This is a genomic window from Enterobacter cloacae complex sp. HYC033_NIDB, assembly GCF_056673335.1.
This window is the reverse complement of the sequence record NZ_CP115123.1, coordinates 1,946,073-1,965,460: the sequence shown is the minus strand read 5'-3', so window position 1 is coordinate 1,965,460 and position 19,388 is coordinate 1,946,073. Positions and strand designations below refer to the sequence as shown.

Annotated in this window: 20 protein-coding genes; 13 read left to right on the top strand and 7 right to left on the bottom strand. The window is 58.1% G+C overall.

All coding sequences use genetic code 11. The annotated features are described in order from the left end of the window. Positions 1-3: 3 nt before the first annotated feature. From fimC to fimA, 3 genes are all read right to left on the bottom strand, one after another. Positions 4-696 carry a type 1 fimbria chaperone FimC gene (gene fimC / locus O1721_RS09260; RefSeq protein WP_017383236.1) on the bottom strand — a complete coding sequence of 231 codons (693 nt, stop codon included), beginning with the start codon at positions 694-696 and terminating at the stop codon, positions 4-6. 33 nt (positions 697-729) lie between these two features. Continuing rightward, positions 730-1,272 carry a type 1 fimbrial protein subunit FimI gene (gene fimI, locus O1721_RS09255; protein WP_017383235.1) on the bottom strand — a complete coding sequence of 181 codons (543 nt, stop codon included), beginning with the start codon at positions 1,270-1,272 and terminating at the stop codon, positions 730-732. A gap of 69 nt (positions 1,273-1,341) precedes the next feature. Further along, positions 1,342-1,905 carry a type 1 fimbrial major subunit FimA gene (gene fimA, locus O1721_RS09250; RefSeq protein WP_015571223.1) on the bottom strand — a complete coding sequence of 188 codons (564 nt, stop codon included), beginning with the start codon at positions 1,903-1,905 and terminating at the stop codon, positions 1,342-1,344. Positions 1,906-2,215: 310 nt separating this feature from the next. Between fimA and folD the strand changes: the two genes are divergently transcribed. The 5 genes from folD to O1721_RS09225 all read left to right on the top strand — a co-directional run bounded on the left by folD (position 2,216) and on the right by O1721_RS09225 (position 6,774). Beyond that, positions 2,216-3,082, top strand: a complete 867-nt coding sequence (gene folD / locus O1721_RS09245; protein ID WP_006809817.1) for a bifunctional methylenetetrahydrofolate dehydrogenase/methenyltetrahydrofolate cyclohydrolase FolD — start codon at positions 2,216-2,218, stop codon at positions 3,080-3,082. 2 nt (positions 3,083-3,084) lie between these two features. Next, a complete protein-coding gene (gene ybcJ / locus O1721_RS09240) occupies positions 3,085-3,297 on the top strand; it encodes a ribosome-associated protein YbcJ (RefSeq protein ID WP_015571224.1) in 213 nt (70 codons plus the stop codon). 282 nt (positions 3,298-3,579) lie between these two features. After that, positions 3,580-5,079: a PTS transporter subunit EIIC gene (locus tag O1721_RS09235; RefSeq protein ID WP_003858916.1), complete on the top strand. Its 1,500-nt coding sequence runs from the start codon at positions 3,580-3,582 to the stop codon at positions 5,077-5,079. An 83-nt stretch (positions 5,080-5,162) separates the two neighbouring features. Then, positions 5,163-6,179 carry a Mal regulon transcriptional regulator MalI gene (gene malI / locus O1721_RS09230; protein ID WP_032647483.1) on the top strand — a complete coding sequence of 339 codons (1,017 nt, stop codon included), beginning with the start codon at positions 5,163-5,165 and terminating at the stop codon, positions 6,177-6,179. Positions 6,180-6,252: 73 nt separating this feature from the next. After that, positions 6,253-6,774 carry a metal-dependent hydrolase gene (locus O1721_RS09225; protein ID WP_032647481.1) on the top strand — a complete coding sequence of 174 codons (522 nt, stop codon included), beginning with the start codon at positions 6,253-6,255 and terminating at the stop codon, positions 6,772-6,774. Positions 6,775-6,865: 91 nt separating this feature from the next. Here O1721_RS09225 and cysS read toward each other — a convergent pair whose 3' ends face one another. Further along, positions 6,866-8,251 (bottom strand): cysteine--tRNA ligase, encoded by a 1,386-nt coding sequence (gene cysS / locus O1721_RS09220; protein WP_032647477.1) that lies wholly within the window; start codon positions 8,249-8,251, stop codon positions 6,866-6,868. Between the two features lie 175 nt (positions 8,252-8,426). Here cysS and ppiB point away from each other — a divergent pair, with 175 nt between their 5' ends. The 5 genes from ppiB to mnmH all read left to right on the top strand — a co-directional run bounded on the left by ppiB (position 8,427) and on the right by mnmH (position 12,495). After that, positions 8,427-8,921, top strand: a complete 495-nt coding sequence (gene ppiB, locus O1721_RS09215) for a peptidylprolyl isomerase B (RefSeq protein WP_000256009.1) — start codon at positions 8,427-8,429, stop codon at positions 8,919-8,921. Positions 8,922-8,924: 3 nt separating this feature from the next. Beyond that, positions 8,925-9,647 carry a UDP-2,3-diacylglucosamine diphosphatase gene (gene lpxH / locus O1721_RS09210; RefSeq protein ID WP_023303214.1) on the top strand — a complete coding sequence of 241 codons (723 nt, stop codon included), beginning with the start codon at positions 8,925-8,927 and terminating at the stop codon, positions 9,645-9,647. 119 nt (positions 9,648-9,766) lie between these two features. Then, the gene (purE, locus tag O1721_RS09205; RefSeq protein ID WP_003858921.1) at positions 9,767-10,276 is read left to right on the top strand and encodes a 5-(carboxyamino)imidazole ribonucleotide mutase; all 510 of its coding nucleotides are present in this window, start codon (positions 9,767-9,769) and stop codon (positions 10,274-10,276) included. Next, a complete protein-coding gene (gene purK / locus O1721_RS09200) occupies positions 10,273-11,340 on the top strand; it encodes a 5-(carboxyamino)imidazole ribonucleotide synthase (RefSeq protein WP_003858922.1) in 1,068 nt (355 codons plus the stop codon). Before purE ends, purK begins: the two co-directional genes overlap by 4 nt. A gap of 84 nt (positions 11,341-11,424) precedes the next feature. Then, entirely contained in the window at positions 11,425-12,495 is a 1,071-nt protein-coding gene (gene mnmH, locus O1721_RS09195) for a tRNA 2-selenouridine(34) synthase MnmH (RefSeq protein ID WP_032647475.1), read from the top strand. A gap of 122 nt (positions 12,496-12,617) precedes the next feature. Here mnmH and O1721_RS09190 read toward each other — a convergent pair whose 3' ends face one another. The 3 genes from O1721_RS09190 to ybbA all read right to left on the bottom strand — a co-directional run bounded on the left by O1721_RS09190 (position 12,618) and on the right by ybbA (position 17,043). Continuing rightward, positions 12,618-13,763, bottom strand: coding sequence for a porin (locus O1721_RS09190; RefSeq protein WP_017383228.1), 1,146 nt, complete (start codon positions 13,761-13,763; stop codon positions 12,618-12,620). Between the two features lie 182 nt (positions 13,764-13,945). Continuing rightward, positions 13,946-16,360 carry a putative ABC transporter permease subunit YbbP gene (gene ybbP, locus O1721_RS09185; RefSeq protein ID WP_032647473.1) on the bottom strand — a complete coding sequence of 805 codons (2,415 nt, stop codon included), beginning with the start codon at positions 16,358-16,360 and terminating at the stop codon, positions 13,946-13,948. Further along, on the bottom strand, positions 16,357-17,043 hold the full coding sequence (ybbA, locus tag O1721_RS09180) for a putative ABC transporter ATP-binding protein YbbA (protein WP_017383226.1): 687 nt from the start codon (positions 17,041-17,043) through the stop codon (positions 16,357-16,359). The genes ybbP and ybbA overlap by 4 nt, the downstream gene beginning before the upstream one ends. Here ybbA and tesA point away from each other — a divergent pair. Genes tesA through O1721_RS09165 form a run of 3 tightly spaced genes read left to right on the top strand, consistent with a single transcriptional unit; the run spans position 17,014 to position 19,349 of the window. Beyond that, positions 17,014-17,646 carry a multifunctional acyl-CoA thioesterase I/protease I/lysophospholipase L1 gene (gene tesA / locus O1721_RS09175; protein ID WP_003858933.1) on the top strand — a complete coding sequence of 211 codons (633 nt, stop codon included), beginning with the start codon at positions 17,014-17,016 and terminating at the stop codon, positions 17,644-17,646. The genes ybbA and tesA overlap by 30 nt on opposite strands. Continuing rightward, positions 17,627-18,436 carry an SDR family oxidoreductase gene (locus tag O1721_RS09170; protein ID WP_006809829.1) on the top strand — a complete coding sequence of 270 codons (810 nt, stop codon included), beginning with the start codon at positions 17,627-17,629 and terminating at the stop codon, positions 18,434-18,436. Before tesA ends, O1721_RS09170 begins: the two co-directional genes overlap by 20 nt. A gap of 58 nt (positions 18,437-18,494) precedes the next feature. After that, positions 18,495-19,349, top strand: a complete 855-nt coding sequence (locus O1721_RS09165; protein ID WP_017383224.1) for a co-chaperone YbbN — start codon at positions 18,495-18,497, stop codon at positions 19,347-19,349. Positions 19,350-19,388 lie beyond the last annotated feature (39 nt).

The window sequence follows — 19,388 nt, the reverse complement described above, 5'->3', positions numbered from 1 at the left end:
TGCTCACAGGCTGACGCTACGCGCCGGCGTAATGGCGCCATAGTCATTCACACTCTGCCAGGAGAGCGTGCCGCTCGCAGCGGCAGGCAGCACCTGCTGTGCCGAGCTTTTAGGGGCAACCATCAGGTTATCCAGCGTCTGACCGCCGAGCTTCAGATTGACCAGCGTGACGTAATACGGCGAGGCATTGCTCACCTTAAGATGGTTGCCGACGCGCTCAAAGCGCAGCTGTGAGAGCGCCTCTTCCGGCGGCATCGCCAGGTTAGCCGGGCGAACAAACAGCTTGATACGTGACAGAATAGCCAGTTGCAGGACGTTGTTGCCGTCCTGATGTTTTTTGCTGACGGAGGGAATCGCTTTGACGTTCATGTAAAAGAGTGATTCGCGATCGGCAGGCAGCGCCGGGCCTGCGTAGATAATGCGCAGGGTGTTTTCGCTGGCCGGCTCGCTGACAAACAGCGGCGGCGTGACGGCAAAGGTTTTTTCCTTTTGCCCGTTGGCATTTTCTATCCACGCGTTAATTAAATAGCGCTCTTGTTTATTGCTGTTGGTGATCGCCAGCGACGTTTGTTTGGCATCGGCCGGATAAATAACGCGCGTCGCGCCCAGCGCAATTCCGCCGGACGCATTCGCGCTGGCAGAAACCATCATCAAAATAAAAGATAAAAACAGTCCAGGTTTAATCAGGGTGTTCATCACAACCGTACCTTAATAATTAGTTCGCAGGCGTCAGGGATAAATCAACGTAAACCAGACATTCGACTGAATAGTGCCTGGTACAAGGTGTTCGGAAATTGCCCGGTAGCGGGCGCTGAAATGAAATACCAGCTCGCGGGTGTCAATGGGTAACCAGCTCACCGCCGTCGCGTTCGGGATGATCTGACGTTGCTGTTCGTCAAAAAGCGCCAGCCCGACACCACTGCTGACCGCATTTTCCCCCGGCCGCGATGTCGCCAGGAAAACCTGCGGATCTTCTGCCGGTGTCACTCCCTGGAACTGGATCCCCACGGTGCGGGAGACGTCCACGCTGCAATCCAGCAGACGTACGGTGAAAGGCACATTAACCGTGGAAAAGCTGCCGACGCCGGAAAAGGCGTTTGTGCGGTATTGCCCCATATCCACGCGCATATTCTGGCTGTCCGGGGCCACGGCGCAGCCGCCGTTAACCAGCTCTCCCCTGAGGTGTACTTTGCCGCCGTCTATGACCACGGTATGTGCGTTTACCGCTGAGGCAATCGCAAGGGCACACAGCAGTATCCCAGTCCTTGTCATCCTTCGCTCCCGGTATAGGCGATCAAAAGACCTCTTCCCTGAGGCCAGCCACATCCCTGTACTCAGGCATTACTCGTATTTCATTACGAATGTTGCGTCCGCGTTTGCCTGGCCTGGCTCGGTGGTCGCCGCCGTGGCTTTATAGCGCGCGGTGAAGTTCAGGGTGTTAGTCCCTTCAATCAGGTTCTGCGCCGCAGAGAAGGTGGCGCCGTCCGGGGTCAGCGTGGAGGATTTGCTGTCGAGGATCTCAATACCTACGCCCTTCGCGGAGTTGTCGTTGTTACCGGAGCTTACCGCCAGCAGCGTTTTGTCGGTGGCGTCGATCTGGCCGGTAAACGCGACAGCAGCGGTTTTCGCTACCGCAGGATCGCAGTCGTTCAGTTCGATGGTGAACGGAATATTGGAGGTGGTGTCACCCACTTTAGTGAATTTCGCGGTACGGTACTGGCCAAGATTAACCGTCTGCTCTGAAGAGTCAGTATTCACTGAACACGCGGCATTCACTAATTCACCTTTAAAATGCACCGTACCACCGTTTACAGATACAGGCGTGGTAGTATCTTCTGCGTGAGCGGCACCCGCGACCAGGGCCAGAGTTGCAATAACAGTAGAAGCAATGTTGCTGAGTTTCATGTCTATTCCTTTAAAATGTAAATAACCCTTCCCGCGCATATTCGGGAATAAGAAATACGATCAATTAAAAAATTGAAGGCTTATTTCGGAGAGGACAAAGTAGCTCAGGAATTTATTTTGTAATATGTCAAAACGCTGCCATTTTGCCAGGTCACATCCTAATCACCTCTAAGAAATTGACCATGCCCTGAGAAGGGATTTTGCGGGACATCGATGAAATCTCGTAAAGGGTGACTGACAGCGGCGCTCGCTTCTGACAAAATACAGGCAATCCCTCCTTTCTAACGTTACAGACGGAATCTTCTCTCTGATGGCAGCAAAGATTATTGACGGTAAAACGATTGCGCAGCAGGTGCGCTCTGAGGTTGCGGAAAAAGTGAAGGCGCGTAAAGCCGCCGGATTTCGCGCCCCCGGGCTGGCCGTTGTGCTGGTTGGCAGCAACCCGGCTTCGCAAATTTATGTCGGCAGCAAACGCAAAGCGTGTGAAGAGGTGGGGTTCGTCTCCCGCTCTTACGATCTGCCGGAAACCACCAGCGAAGCGGAACTGCTGGAACTGATCGACACTCTGAATGCCGATAAAGAGATCGACGGCATCCTGGTTCAGCTGCCGCTGCCTGCGGGCATTGACAATGTGAAGGTGCTGGAGCGCATCGCGCCGGACAAAGATGTTGACGGTTTCCATCCGTATAACGTAGGCCGACTGTGCCAGCGCGCGCCACGCCTGCGTCCGTGCACCCCGCGCGGCATCGTGACGCTGCTGGAGCGTTATAACATCGATACCTATGGCCTCAACGCCGTGGTGATTGGCGCCTCCAACATCGTGGGCCGCCCGATGAGCATGGAGCTGCTGCTGGCGGGCTGTACCACCACCGTTACCCACCGCTTTACTAAAAACCTGCGTCACCACGTCGAAAACGCCGATCTGCTGATCGTTGCGGTCGGCAAGCCGGGCTTTATTCCGGGCGAGTGGATCAAAGAGGGCGCAATCGTCGTGGACGTGGGTATTAACCGTCTGGAAAATGGCAAAGTGGTCGGCGACGTGGTGTATGAAGATGCCGCAGCGCGCGCATCCTATATTACTCCGGTCCCGGGCGGCGTAGGCCCGATGACGGTAGCAACACTGATTCAGAATACCTTGCAGGCGTGCGAGGAGTATCACGACGTAGAGGACGCGTAATCATGGCAACTTTTTCTTTAGGTAAACACCCGCACGTTGAGCTGTGCGATCTGCTGAAGCTGGAAGGCTGGAGCGAAAGCGGCGCGCAGGCGAAGATCGTCATCGCCGACGGGCAGGTAAAAGTAGACGGCTCGGTGGAAACCCGCAAGCGCTGCAAAATTGTCGCGGGGCAGACCGTGAGCTTCGCAGGACAGAGCGTGACCGTGACGGCCTGAGCTGTCTGATGCCCGGTGGCGCTACGCTTACCGGGCCTACGTACTGTCTCCGTTTGTAGGCCGGGTAAGGCGAAGCCGCCACCCGGCAATTTCTTTCACAATCCCCTCACACCCATCACGGTTAATTATCGATCAACTTCAAATAATCACTATTCCCTCTGGCGAAATGTGAAAATTAAGTTGCGCGATTTTCAGACTTTCCCCACGATAAGTAGAACGTTCTACTAAAACGTTCTACTTACAATAACAGCGTGAAAAAAGCGCTACTCGGGGGAAATCAGCATGAGCCTGATATCAGGGTTTGTTAAATCGCTGTCTAAGTTATCGATGATTGGTCGCGCCTTAATGCTGCCAATTTCACTGCTTCCCGCTGCGGGCCTGCTGCTGGCCTTCGGCGATAAGTTCCATCTGCCGCTGATGATGAACGCCGGCGGGGTTATCTTTGATAACCTGCCGATGCTGTTCGCCATCGGCTCTGCCGTTGGACTGGCTTCGGAATCCGGCATTGCCGCACTCTCTGCGGCGGTCTCCGTGTTTGTCACTAACATCACCATCAGCACCGTGCTGAGCATTACGCCGGAAATGGCCTCTCAGGGCGGTAAATACGCCATGGTCGTCGGCATTCCGACGTTGCAGATGGGCGTCTTTGGCGGCCTGATCTGCGGTATTCTTGCGGCCTGGTGCTACAACCGCTTCCACACCATGCAGCTGCCGGAGTTCCTCGGCTTCTTCTCCGGCAAGCGTTTTGTGGCGATTGCGACGGCGTTTCTGTCGTTCCTGCTCGGCCTGCTGCTGCCGTACGTCTGGCAGCACATTCAGTCCGGCATCGACGCCCTGTCCGTGGTGGTGAATGGCGATAACCAGGCGGCCTCGACCTTTATCTTCGGGCTGGTGGAGCGCGCGCTGATCCCGCTCGGCCTGCATCACATCTGGTATCCCTCCTTCTGGTATTCGTTCGGGGATTACACTACACAGGCGGGGCAGGTGATCCACGGCGACCAGACCATCTGGTTCAAGATGCTGGAAGAAGGGGTGAAATCCTTCAGCAGCGACACCTACCAGAACGCCGGGAAATTCATGCAGGGCGAGTTCCCGCTGATGCTGTTCGCGCTGCCTGCGGCGTGCCTGGCGATGTACCACGAAGCGCACACGAAGAATAAGAAAATCGCGGCCGGTATTCTGTTCTCTGCGGCCCTCACCTGCTTCCTGACGGGCATCACCGAGCCGGTAGAGTTCACCTTTATCTTCGTGGCGCCGATCCTTTACGTCTTCAACGCCATCATGGCGGGCCTGGCGTACATGACCATGTACCTGCTGCATGCGCACATCGCCAAGTCGTTCTCGGCGGGCTTTATCGACTACCTGTCGTTCGGGATCCTGCCGTCGTTTAACGGCTATCAGACCAACTTCCTGAGCGCCATTATCATCGGCATTCCGATGGCATTGATCTACTACTTCACCTTCCGCTTCGTGATCCGTCGCTTCGACGTGAAAACGCCGGGCCGCACCGAAGTGACCGCCAGCGCGAATGACAAGTCCGATTCCGAACTTGCCACCGAAATCATCGGCCTACTGGGCGGTGCGCAGAACATTGATTCCGTCGGCTCCTGCATCACACGTCTGCGTCTGGAAGTGGCGAAGAGCGAAGCGGTGGACCGGGACGGGCTGAACGGGCTTGGCGCGCGCGGCGTGGTGTTCGTTGGCGATAACGGAATACAGGTGATTTTCGGGGCCAGAGCACAGTTTATCGCCCAGACCATGTCCACGATGATTGGCAAATAATAAGATGCCTGAAGGAGGCGTCTCCTGTACGCTGGGGGACGTCTCTTATCTGGCTGATAATCGGGAAATTTCAGGGAGCGGTTTTGAAGAAAGTCAGCATTATTGATGTCGCAAAGCATGCGGGCGTGTCGGTTTCTACCGTTTCGCTGGTGCTGCGCCAGAAAGGGAAGATCTCAGAGGCGACGATCGGGAAGGTCAATGCCGCCATCACAACGCTGGGCTATGTTCATAACGTCGCCGCTGCCAATCTTCGCGCCAACACCTCCAACTTAATCGGCCTGATCCTGCGCGACTTCAGCGACAGCTTTTCCATCAAGGTGATGGCGAGCATCGTTCAGGAGCTGGAGAAACAGGGTTATATGGTATTTCTCGGTCAGCCGCTGAACGACGGCGAACATCTTGAGCGTACCCTGCTCTCATTTAAGCAGCAGGGCGTGGCGGGCGTCATCTACCTGGCGTCGGACACCCGCGCCGCCTCTCTTCCGGAACACATTCGTCACTGCCCGCTGCCGCTTGTGGCGGTTTCGCAGTCGTTGCTGGAAGAGAAATGCAACCTGGTGATGCGCGATAACCGCCAGGCGGCGAACCTGGCCGCGCGTTATCTTATCGAGCGCGGGCACCGTAACATCGCCTACATTGGCGGGCGCGACGGGTGCCGTATCCGCGAGCAGCGCCTGCTTGGTTTTCGCAGCGCGATGACGCAGAGCGGCCTGGTCTGGCGTGAGGAATATTCTCCCGCCTGCACCGATGACACGCAGGCGGCGGCCATGGCGACTCGTCAGCTGCTGGAGAAGAACAACACGATTACCGCCCTGCTCTGCCATTCACCGGACGCGATGATCGGTTCAATCTCAGGTATTCACCAGGTGGGGCGCACGGTGGGTAAAGACGTGTTTTTAACCCAGCAGGTGGCGCTGATTGGTTTTGAAGATCTGCTCCACGTTAATCTCACGTCGCCGTCACTGACTTACGTTTCGTCTGCCAGCGAAGAAACCGGCCGCCAGGCGGCAGGGCTGATGATCCGCAGGCTGAAAGAGCCGGATCTGCAAACGCAGCGCATTACCCTCTCCGGGCAGCTTATCGCGCGGGAATCGGCGTAAAATCAGAATTTAGCACAGGTTTGCTGCGGCGGATCTGCTGCTATATTCCCATGATTTGCCATGGATAAATGCAATGCCTACCATTATCACCCACGCTGCCGTACCTCTGTGTCTGGGCTTAGGGCTCGGAACCAAAGTCATCCCACCCCGCCTGCTGTTTGCCGGGATCGTCCTCGCCATGCTGCCCGATGCCGACGTACTGGCGTTTAAATTCGGTGTCGCCTACGGGAATATTTTCGGCCACCGCGGTTTCACTCATTCGCTACTGTTTGCCCTGGTGGTGCCGATACTCTGCGTGCTGGCAGGCCGACGTTGGTTCAGGGCCAGCCTGACGCGCTGCTGGCTGTTTTTAACCGTGTCATTGCTGTCGCACAGCCTGCTGGATTCAATAACGACAGGCGGGAAAGGCGTCGGCTGGCTGTGGCCATGGTCTGATGAACGCTTCTTTGCGCCGTGGCAGGTGATCAAGGTCGCGCCGTTTGCGCTGTCACGCTACACCACGCCGTACGGGCATCAGGTAATCATTTCAGAACTGCTGTGGGTGTGGCTGCCGGGGATGGTGCTGATGGGGTTGCTGTGGTGGAGGCGGAGGTAAAAGAAAAGCCGGGTGGCGGCTACGCCTTACCCGGCCTACGGTCGTGATTTTGTAGGCCCGGTAAGCGTTAGCGCCACCGGGCGTTACGGACCTACTTACGACGCCAGGTGGTTCCCTGCGGGCCATCTTCCAGAATAATGCCCATCTCGGTCAGACGGTTACGCGCCGCATCCGCCGCCGCCCAGTCTTTCGCCTGACGCGCTTCGAGACGCGCTTTGATCAGTGCTTCAATTTCCGCCACTTCACCGTCGTCCGCCTGCGCGCCGCTTTGCAGGAACAGGTCCGGCTCCTGCTCCAGCAAGCCGAGCACGGAAGAGAGCTTACGCAGATGAGACGCCAGCGCATTGGCCGCCGCCATATCTTCTGACTTCAGGCGGTTCACCTCACGCGCCATGTCGAACAGCACGGAGTAGGCTTCCGGGGTGTTGAAGTCGTCGTTCATCACCTCAACAAAGCGGGCTTCGAACGCCTCACCGCCTGCGGCCGGAACCGATTTATCGGTGCCGCGCAGTGCGGTATACAGACGCTCCAGCGCAGCGCGCGCCTGCTTCAGGTTCTCTTCGCTGTAGTTCAGCTGGCTGCGATAGTGGCCGGACATCAGGAAGTAGCGCACGGTTTCCGCGTCGTAATACTTCAGCACGTCGCGCACGGTAAAGAAGTTGCCCAGCGATTTCGACATCTTCTCGCGGTCAACCATCACCATCCCGGAGTGCATCCAGTAGTTCACGTACTCGCCGCCGTGAGCGCAGGTGGACTGCGCGATTTCGTTTTCGTGGTGCGGGAACATCAGATCCGAACCGCCGCCGTGGATGTCGAAATGGTTGCCCAGCTGTTTGCAGTTCATCGCGGAACATTCAATGTGCCAGCCCGGACGCCCTTCGCCCCACGGGGATGGCCAGCTCGGTTCGCCCGCTTTGGACATCTTCCACAGCACGAAGTCCATCGGATTACGCTTCACGTCCACCACGTCCACGCGCGCACCGGCCTGGAGCTGGTCCAGATCCTGGCGGGAAAGCGCACCGTAGGTTGGGTCCGTCGGCACCGAGAACATCACGTCACCGTTGTCCGCCACATAGGCGTGACCACGCTCGATCAGCGTTTGGGTGATATCAATGATTTCATGGATATGGTGGGTCGCACGCGGCTCGCTGTCCGGGCGCAGAATATTTAAGGCATCAAAATCCTTGTGCATTTCGGCGATCATGCGATCCACCAGCGCGACAAAGCTTTCGCCATTTTCATTAGCACGTTTAATGATTTTGTCGTCGATGTCGGTGATATTGCGCACGTACTTCAGGTTGTAGCCCAGGAAGCGCAGGTAGCGTGACACCACGTCGAACGCGACAAAGGTACGGCCATGGCCGATATGACAGAGATCGTAAACCGTAATACCACACACGTACATGCCGACTTCCCCGGCATGGATAGGTTTAAATTCCTCTTTTTGGCGCGTCATTGTATTAAAGATTTTTAACATCGAAGATTCCATGTAAACACGTGTGTGGATTGTTTGTTCCTTATAATACCCATAATTCGGAGTACGGTCAGCACACAATGCAAGGTGATCGTGTCCTGTGGTTATGCTATAACAAGCCCCTATATGTGACCCGAGCACGGGTCGACGCACCACAATAACGGAACAGGATGCAAAAATGGTTACTTTCCACACTAATCATGGCGATATCGTAATCAAAACCTTTGATGACAAAGCGCCTGAAACAGTTAAAAACTTCCTGGACTACTGCCGCGAAGGTTTCTACAACAACACTATTTTCCACCGTGTGATCAACGGCTTTATGATCCAGGGCGGCGGTTTCGAGCCTGGCATGCGCCAGAAAGAGACGAAAGAAGCGATCAAAAACGAAGCGAACAACGGCCTGAAAAACACCCGTGGTACGCTGGCAATGGCCCGTACTCAGGCGCCACACTCTGCGACCGCACAGTTCTTCATCAACGTAGCGGACAACGACTTCCTGAACTTCTCTGGCGAAAGTCTGCAAGGCTGGGGCTACTGCGTATTCGCAGAAGTGGTTGAAGGGATGGACGTGGTCGACAAGATCAAAGCCGTTTCTACTGGCCGCAGCGGTATGCACCAGGACGTTCCTAAAGAAGACGTTGTGATCACAAGCGTGACCGTCAGCGAGTAATTCGTGGCGACACTCTTTATTGCGGATCTGCATCTGCAAACAGAAGAACCGGCGATAACCGCCGGTTTTCTGCGTTTTTTACGCGGTGAAGCGAAAAGCGCCGACGCGCTGTACATTCTGGGCGACCTGTTTGAGGCCTGGATTGGCGACGACGATCCGAACCCGCTGCACCGTGAGATGGCGGCGGCCATTAAAGCACTGGTGGATTCCGGCGTCCCCTGCTATTTCATTCACGGCAACCGTGATTTCCTGATCGGCCAGCGCTACGCCCGCGAGAGCGGTATGACGCTGCTGCCGGAAGAGCAGGTGCTCAACCTCTATGGCCGCAATATTCTGATCATGCACGGCGACACGCTCTGCACTGACGATACCGGCTACCTGGCGTTTCGCGCCAAAGTTCACACCCCGTGGATCCAGAAAGTGTTCCTCGCCCTGCCGCTGTTTATCCGCAACCGCATCGCCGCCAGAATGCGCGCGGGCAGCAAGGCCGCCAACAGCAGCAAATCGATGACCATCATGGACGTCAATCCGCAGGCGGTGGTGAAGGTGATGGAGAAGCATCGCGTTCAGTGGCTGATCCACGGCCATACCCATCGTCCCGATGTGCATTCCCTTATCGCCAACGGCGAGCCCGCCCATCGCGTGGTTTTAGGCGCCTGGCACAGCGAAGGATCGATGGTCAAAGTTACGCCGGAAGGTGTCGAACTGATCGCCTTCCCGTTTTAACGCCTCCCCGTCTTTTCGCTCATTTCCCGACCACGCAACCGTTTTCCTTGCCGGTATTACATGCTATTCTCTGTGCCCTCGAAAGCAGTGTGTTCCGCACCACAGGAGTTTTAAGACGCATGTCTTCCCGCAATAATCCGGCGCGTGTCGCCATCGTGATGGGGTCCAAAAGCGACTGGGCTACCATGCAGTTCGCCGCCGAAATCTTTGAAATCCTGAATGTTCCGCACCACGTCGAAGTGGTTTCCGCGCACCGTACGCCGGATAAACTGTTCAGCTTCGCCGAAAGCGCCGAAGAGAACGGTTACGAGGTGATCATTGCCGGTGCGGGCGGCGCAGCACATCTGCCGGGCATGATTGCCGCCAAAACGCTGGTGCCGGTACTGGGTGTTCCCGTGCAAAGCGCCGCGTTAAGCGGGGTGGATAGCCTTTACTCTATTGTCCAGATGCCGCGCGGTATTCCTGTCGGTACCCTGGCGATTGGTAAAGCAGGTGCGGCAAATGCCGCCCTGCTGGCCGCGCAGATCCTGGCGACGCATGATAAAGAGTTGCATCAGCGTCTGGCGGAGTGGCGTAAAGCCCAGACCGATGAGGTGCTGGATAACCCGGATCCGCGGGGTGCAGCATGAAGCAGGTTTGCGTTCTTGGTAATGGTCAGCTTGGCCGGATGCTGCGTCAGGCCGGTGAGCCGCTGGGTATTGCCGTCTGGCCCGTCGGGCTGGATGCCGAGCCGGAAGCCGTGCCGTTCCATCAGAGCGTGATCACCGCCGAAATTGAACGCTGGCCGGAAACCGCCCTGACCCGCGAGCTGGCGCGCCATAACGCCTTTGTGAACCGCGACGTCTTCCCGATCATTGCCGACCGTCTCACGCAAAAACAGCTTTTCGACAAGCTCGGCCTCGCGACCGCGCCGTGGCAGCTGCTTTCCGATAAGCGCGAGTGGGATGACGTGTTTGCGATGCTGGGAGACCTGGCGATTGTGAAGCGTCGCGTCGGCGGCTACGACGGCCGCGGGCAGTGGCGCCTGCGCGCGAACGACACCGCCGAGCTGCCGGACGACTGCTACGGCGAGTGCATTGTTGAGCAGGGCATTAACTTTAGCGGTGAAGTGTCGCTGGTTGGCGCGCGCGGGCATGACGGGCACACCGTTTTTTACCCGCTAACGCATAACCTGCATCAGGACGGGATTCTGCGCACCAGCGTCGCCTTCCCGCAGGCCAATGCTGACCAGCAGGCGCAGGCGGAAGAGATGCTCTCTGCTATTATGCATGAGCTGGGCTATGTGGGCGTGATGGCGATGGAGTGTTTCGTCACGCCGTCGGGTCTGCTGATCAACGAACTTGCGCCGCGCGTGCACAACAGCGGCCACTGGACGCAAAACGGCGCCTCCATCAGCCAGTTCGAGCTGCACCTGCGCGCCATCACCGATCTGCCGCTGCCGCAGCCGGTGGTGACCAGCCCGTCGGTGATGATCAACCTGATCGGTACCGATCTGAACTACAACTGGCTGAAGCTGCCGCTGGTGCACCTGCACTGGTACGACAAAGAGGTGCGTCCGGGGCGTAAGGTCGGCCATCTGAACCTGAACGATACCGACACGGACCGCCTGAGCGCCACGCTGGAAGCGATTGTTCCCCTGCTGCCGCCAGAATATGCGAGCGGTATTGTCTGGGCGCAGTCAAAACTGAAGTAAGTATCCCTCGCCGGGGAGTTGACCTTCCCCTTCCCCGGCGTACAATCCCCGCCCATTGCTGCTCAGTTTTCTTCTGGAACCACCATGAACGATGGAACGGACTATCGCGCGATCCTCGCGTCCGATACCCCTTTAATCGACGTTCGCGCGCCGATCGAATTTGCCCAGGGTGCGATGCCCGCCGCACTCAACCTGCCCTTAATGAACGACGACGAGCGTGCCGCCGTCGGCACCTGCTATAAACGCCAGGGTCCGGACGCCGCGCTGGCGCTCGGCCATAGCCTGGTCAACGGCGAGACGCGCGAGGCGCGCATCAGCGCCTGGCGGGAAGCCAGCCTTGCCCATCCTGAGGGCTACCTTTGCTGCGCGCGCGGTGGCCAGCGCTCACACATCTCCCAGGCCTGGCTGAAAGAGGCGGGCATCGACTACCCGCTGATCCGCGGCGGCTATAAGGCCCTGCGTCAGACGGCGATTCAGGTGACCATTGAGCAGTCACAAAAGCCGATGGTGCTTATCGGCGGCTGTACCGGTAACGGTAAAACGCTGCTGGTGAAGCAGCATGCACAGGGCATCGATCTGGAAGGGCTGGCGCACCATCGCGGCTCGTCGTTTGGTCGCACGCTCACCCCGCAGCTTTCTCAGGCGAGCTTCGAGAATCACCTTGCGGTTGAGCTATTGAAAAAAGACGCCGCGCGCTGGGTGCTTGAAGACGAGGGCCGGATGATTGGCTCCAACCACCTGCCGGAGTGTCTGCGCGACCGCATGGCTGAAGCGCCTGTCGTGGTGGTCGAGGATCCGTTTGAGATCCGTCTTGAGCGCCTGCGCGAAGAGTATTTCGTCCACATGTGGGCCGACTTTTCTGCCGCCTGCGGTGAAGAGGCGGGCTGGAAAGCGTACAGCGAATATCTGCATCACGGCCTGTACTCCATTCGTCGCCGTCTGGGGCTGCAACGCTTTGCGGAATTTACCGCCCTGCTGGATGCCGCGCTTGTCGAGCAACAGCGTACTGGCAGCACTGACGCGCACTTCAGCTGGCTTGTGCCGTTGCTGAAGGACTATTACGACCCGATGTACGGCTATCAGCTGGAGAAAAAGGCGGAGAAGATTGTGTATCGCGGGACGTACGAAGAAATTGCTGAGTGGCTCGATCGCTGAAAAAAGCCGGGTGGCGAGGTAAAAGCAAAACGGCAACCTGGGTTGCCGTTTTTAATGTTTTTTCCCTCTCCCCGTGGGAGAGGGTCAGGGTGAGGGCATCAGGCCGCACCCTACATGACAACTTAGAAGTCGTAACGCAGACGCACCAGGTTCATGTCGCCCAGGTTGTCGGTGCTGGAGGTGAACACGTGTTCGTAATCCACGCGGAAACCGTAATCCAGCTGGAAGCTGATACCTACACCGTTGTCGATGCGCTGGTAGTTACGGCCATTCACGTACTCAATACGGTCGCCCATGAAGTACGGCTGGATGGATTTCACCGCATACTGACCAACCGGGAACTTGTAACCCGCAAAGTATTCAATACCCCATGCATCACCGGCGAAGTAGTCGTTAACGGACACTTTTTTGGTGGTCAGGAAGTTCTGATACCAGCCGCCGCCTGCGGAGAAGGTCCAGTTATCCGGCGTCCAGCTCAGGGCGGTACCAAGGATATTCTGGTCGTAGGATTTGCTGTCGCCGTTGTCCGGGTTACGCATGTCCGCGCGGGTGTAGTTCCACGCTGCGCCCCAGGTCAGATCGGTAGTCAGGTGATAATCGATACCCAGTGAACCGCCGCCTTTACGTTTGTAACGCAGGCCGTTGCCCGGCAGGTATTCGCTGTCTTCAAACAGGTAAGAGGCGTAGATGTCAGCATCGCCCACGGTTTTCTTGTACTTCAGCATCTGGCGTGAACGGTAAGAGCCGTCATAGTCGCCGTTGATCCCGTTACCTGGCGCCTGACCAATCATGTCGTAGTCCCAGATATCGGTTTTTGCGCCCACTACGTCATAGTACACGCTGTTCTGCTGGCCGAAGGTCAGCGTACCCCAGGTGTCGCTCTTCAGACCGGTGTAGAGCATACGACGAGAGGTGTCGTGCGCGCCGTCGGCGTAGTGATGATCCCAGTTGAACTGCGCCGGAATGTTCACACCCAGCTCGTAGTAGCTGATCCAGCTGATGTCATCGAACAGGTAGTAATCCGCAGCGAAACGGAAGCGGGTGCCGCCGTCAAAGCCGTTGCGCTTGTAGCTGTTTTTGCCGTCATCACCGGTCATATTCTGGAACTGAGGACGAATACTGCCGCCAACGGTGAAGTTCAGGCGGCTCAGCGGGTTACCCGCCTGCGGATCCTGTTTCAGAAGGGTGATTTCCGCCTGAGATGCGAAAGAAGCCAATGCCACTGCTGCGCCGATCGTTGTCGCCAGCGCTGTTTTTCTTATAGTCATTCTTTTTCCTTGATAGACACGCTGCTAAATATTTAGCTGGTGAATATTAACCGGAAAAATTCGGGCTGTGTGGGCGGGTTTTTAATGTTTTGTGCTACTAAATGCAGGGGCATTAACAATTTGTGCCGTTAAGCGATGACGCACCAGCAGAAATGCCGGTGCGTCATCATCACGTCAGTAAACTAGCTGACAAACTGGCGGAATAGCGCTTTACCTTTCAACAGCCGGGTTCCGAGCCAGCCGCCGCACAGGGACAGCAGCACGGCGCCGCAGACGGGCAGCGTGAGCCACAGCCGCCAGTCGGGCTCCCACGGGAAGTCGAAGACTTTGCTCTGGAGTACCGCCAGCGCGGTTTCCGCCCCGATGGCCGCCACCAGGCCCGCCACCAGACCGAGCAGAGCAAATTCGCTCCACAGCGTGGCGCGCAGCAGCCGTTTACTGGCTCCCAGCGTGCGGTAGACCACCAGCTCTTGATGACGCTGACGCATGCCCACCTGCACCTGCGCCAGCAGCAACAGCACGCCGCAGACGGTCACCAGCACTACCATCACCTCCAGCGCGCGGCTCACCTGCTCCAGCACCTGCCCGACCTGTTTGAGGATCGCGCCGATATCCAGCAGGCTCACCGTCGGAAATTCCCGGTTAAGCTGCGTCAGCATGCCGTTGCCGTTTTCCCAGCGGAAGCTGGTGAGCCAGCTCTGGGGCTGTCCGTCCAGCGCACCCGGCGGGAAGATGAAGAAGAAGTTTGGTCGCAGGCTTTCCCAGTCCACTTTACGCAGGCTGGTAACTTTGGCGGTGAAATCCTGGGTATCACCGGTGAAGGTCACGCTGTCGCCGAGGTTCACGTTCAGGCGTGTCGCCAGCCCCTCCGCCATCGACACTTCCCCCGCTTTCGGCGGCCAGGTGCCGGCAACGATCGGGTTATGGTCCGGACGTTTCGCCTGCCAGGTCAGGTTGAGTTCGCGATTGAGCGATTCATCCTTATTTCCCTCCGTCGACTGGCCGTTGATCTGCGTCAGGCGGGCGCGCACGATCGGATAGAACGATTCCGGAATAATGTGATGCTCAGACAGGAAACCCTTCAGCGGCGTCACCTGTTCGGGAGCAATGTTGATCAGGAAATAGTTCGGGCTTTCCGGCGGAAGCTGTTGCTGCCAGCGATCCAGCAGATCCCCGCGCAGCACCAGCAGAAGCGCCAGCAGCATAAAAGACAGCGAAAATGCCGAGAGCTGGCTGAGGGTAGACCACGGCTGGTGCAGCAGTCGGTTAACCGCTAACCGTATGGGGAGTGATTTAACTGTCAGCTTTCTCAGGACATTAAGCAGTATCCAGCCCACTACGCCGCACAGCAGCGCCAGCACCACCGCGCCCGCCAGCACCGCCCACAGCAGCGTACTGCCGCCCATCAGCCAGGCCAACAGCCCGACCGCCACCGCAATAATCACCGGCAGATAGAACTTCAGCGGCCAGACGCTGGCCACCACATCGCGGCGCAGCACGCGCAGCGGCTGGGTGGCGAGCAGCAGCCGGTACGGGCGTAACCCCACCAGCAGGGAGATCGTCGTCATCGCGCCGATGGCCCACAGCCACGGCCAGAGGCTGGCAGGCGGTAATGCGGCGGGCAATACCGGTTTGAGCAGCACCATCAGCAGCTTTTCAAACAGCAGCCCTATCGCCCCGCCGGTCAGAGCCGACAGCGCCAGCACCATCAGCCACTGGCCGACAATCAGCTTGCGCAGCTGCGCGCGGCCCGCGCCGAGGGTTTTGAGGATCGCCGCCAGATCGTAACGGCTGCGGCAGTAGTGCCCCATCGCCACGGCAACCGCCGCAATGGCAAGCAGCAGAGTTAACAGCGCCGACAGCAGCAGGAACTGCTGGGAACGTTCGAGGGATTTGCCGAGCGCCCCGTCATCCTGCTCCAGCCCGTACCAGCGGTGTTCCGGCTTGAGCTGCGGCAGGAGCCATTTTTCGTACGCCTCCAGCTGCGCAGGCGTCCCGCCAAACTTATACCGCCAGGTGACACGGCTTCCCGGCTGGACGGCGTTGGTTTTCGCCACATCAGCGCTGTTCATCAGCAGGCGCGGCGCAAGCTGGAACGGATTAAATCCAGAGTCGGGCTCCTGCACCACTTCCCCGGCAATTTTGAGTGTCGCGTCGCCGACGTCGATACTGTCGCCGGGTTTCAGGTTCAGCAGCGCCATCAGTCGCGATGCCAGCAGGACCGTACCGGCCGTCGGTTTTAGCCCCGGCGGGCTGGTTTGTAAGTCACCGTACATCGGGTAGATGTCATCCACGGCTTTTACGCTTGCAAGCTGCGGCGTGTCGCCCGCAAAGGTCATAGTCTGAAAGGTGATCTGCTCCCCTACCTTCAGCCCCTCTTTGCGCGCTTCCTCAATCCAGCCCGGCGGCACGGGGCGAGAACTTTGCAGAGCCCGGTCCCCGGCCATAAATTCCCGACTCTGCTGGCTAAGCCCTTTCTCCATACGATCGCTGACGCTACCGAGCGCCAGCACGCAGGCCACCGCCAGGCTCAACGCCAGCCAGACAATCAGCAGCGAGGGCGAGCGCCACTCGCGCCAGAACCAGCGGGCAATCATGCTTCCTCCTGAAGAATACCGTTCACCAGCCGCAGGCGGCGGTCGCAGCGGGCGGCCAGCTGCGGATCGTGGGTAACCAGAATCAGCGTGGTGCCGTGCTCGCGGTTGAGGGAAAACAGCAGATCGGCAATTTTGTCCCCGGTTTTACGGTCGAGATTGCCCGTTGGCTCATCGGCAAACAGCACTTCCGGGCGGCCGTTAAACGCCCGGGCCAGCGCCACGCGCTGCTGCTCACCGCCGGAAAGCTGTGCCGGAAGGTGGTCGAGACGTTTGCCCAGCCCCAGCTGTTCCAGCAACGCCTTCGCGTGATCGCGGCTTTCACGAGTATTGTCACCGCGCAGCAGGCCGGGCAGCTCAACGTTTTCCAGCGCGTTCAGCGTCGGGATCAGCATGAATGACTGAAAGACAAACCCGATATGCCGGGCACGCAGCGCGGCGCGGGCCTCTTCATCAAGCGCGTGGAGGGGCTGGCCGACCAGGTTCACTTCCCCACTGCTGCCATCGTCCAGACCGGCGAGAATGGCCAGCAGCGTGGACTTACCGGAACCGGATTCACCAATCAGGGCGATGGTTTCGGCACGTTTGACAACGAGTTCAACTCCGGTGAGGATGGAAAGCTCGTGTTCTCCCTGACCGACGGACTTCTTAAGACGATGAACTTCAACAATGTTTTCCGCTGGCATTTGCCCTTCCTGTTTTTGATGCTGATGACCTTCCGCGCGGCGGCTGCGGACACGTTATTGATTCTGGGCGACAGCCTGAGTGCGGGCTATCGTATGGCCGCCAGTGCGGCCTGGCCCGCCCTGCTCAATGATAAATGGCAGTCCCGGGCGTCTGTCGTGAACGGCAGCATCAGCGGCGATACGTCGCAGCAAGGCTTATCGCGCCTGCCTGCCCTGCTTAAGCAGCATCAACCGCGTTGGGTGCTGGTTGAACTGGGCGGTAATGATGGTTTGCGCGGCTTCCAGCCTCAGCAAACGGAGCAAACGCTGCGGACCATTTTGCAGACCATTAAGGCCGCCAATGCCCAGCCGCTGCTGATGCAAATTCGCCTGCCCGCCAACTACGGCCGTCGGTATAATGAGGCGTTTAGCGCGATCTATCCTAAGCTTGCCAAAGAGTTTGATATTCCGCTGCTGCCATTTTTCATGGAAGAGGTCTATCTGAAACCCCAGTGGATGCAGGATGATGGCATTCACCCCAATCGCGATGCCCAGCCGTTCATTGCCGACTGGATGGCAACCCGGCTGGCTCCTTTAGTAAAACATGACTCGTCAAACAGCTGAGAACCTGACAGGTAAAGTTATGCAAAAATCGGTCTTAATAACAGGATGTTCCAGCGGAATTGGCCTTGAAAGCGCCCTTGAACTGAAACGTCAGGGGTTTTGGGTACTGGCAGCCTGCCGCAAACCCGAGGATGTCGAACGCATGCGAGGGCTGGGATTTACCGGCATTCTGCTGGATCTCGATTCGCCAGAGAGCGTAGAGCAGGCCGCCGATGAGGTTATCGCCCTGACCAACAACCGTCTTTACGGTCTCTTCAACAATGCGGGCTACGGCGTGTACGGCCCGCTACAGACTCTCTCACGGGAACAGCTGGAGCAGCAGTTCTCCGCAAACTTTTTCGGGGCGCATCAGCTTACCATGCGCCTTCTCCCCGCCATGCTGCCGCACGGCGAAGGGCGCATCGTGATGACCTCCTCGGTCATGGGCCTGATCTCCACGCCGGGCCGCGGGGCTTACGCCGCCAGCAAATATGCGCTTGAAGCCTGGTCCGATGCGTTGCGCATGGAGCTGCGCCACAGCGGTATTAAGGTCAGCCTGATTGAACCGGGCCCGATCCGCACCCGCTTTACGGAAAACGTTAACCAGACGCAGGCGGACAAACCGGTCGAAAACCCCGGCATCGCGGCGCGTTTTACGCTTGGGCCAGAAGCCGTCGTTGCCAAAGTGCGCCACGCGTTTGAGAGCGATACCCCTAAAATGCGCTATCCGGTCACGCTGGTAACCCATGCCGTCGGCTGGTTGAAACGCCTGCTGCCGGGGCGGATGATGGACAAAATTTTGCAGGGTTGAGTTGAAGCGACGACGCTTACCCCCATGTAAAGAGTAAACCGATAAAAGAGAATGCCGCATGTCCGTACAGAATATCGTCAACATAACTGAAGCTAACCTGCAACAGACGCTCGAACAGTCAATGATTAAACCGGTGCTGTTCTACTTCTGGTCTGAACGCAGCCAACACTGCCTGCAACTGACGCCGGTCCTGGAAAGCCTTGCCGCGCAGTACAACGGTCAGTTCATTCTGGCGAAGCTGGATTGTGACGCCGAACCGATGGTGGCTTCCCAGTTTGGCCTGCGCGCGATCCCAACCGTCTACCTGTTCCAGAACGGTCAGCCGGTGGATGGCTTCCAGGGGCCGCAGCCGGAAGAGGCGATCCGCGCCCTGCTGGATAAAGTTCTGCCGCGCGAAGAAGAGCTGAAAGCGCAGGAAGCCATGGCGCTGATGCAGGAAGGTAAGTACGACGAGGCGCTGCCGCTGTTAAAAGACGCGTGGCAACTGTCGAACCAGAACAGCCAGATTGGTCTGCTGCTGGCAGAGACCCAGATTGCGCTGCACCGCCCTGAAGACGCGGAAGCCGTGCTGAAAACGGTGCCGATGCAGGATCAGGATACCCGTTATCAGGGTCTGGTGGCGCAGATTGACCTGCTGAAACAGGCGGCCGATACCCCTGAAATTCAACAGCTTCAGCAGCAGGTTGCGGACAACCCGCAGGATGCCGCGCTGGCAAGCCAGCTGGCGCTTCAGCTTCATCAGGTGGGGCGTAACGAAGAGGCGCTGGAGCTGCTGTTTAGCCATCTTCAGAAGGACCTGGGCGCCGCAGACGGACAGGCGCGGAAGATGTTCCAGGAGATCCTGGCCGCGCTGGGTACCGGTGACGCGCTGGCGTCGAAATATCGTCGTCAGCTGTACGCGTTGCTCTACTAGTAAAAAAATGCCCGGTGGCGCTAACGCTTACCGGGCCTA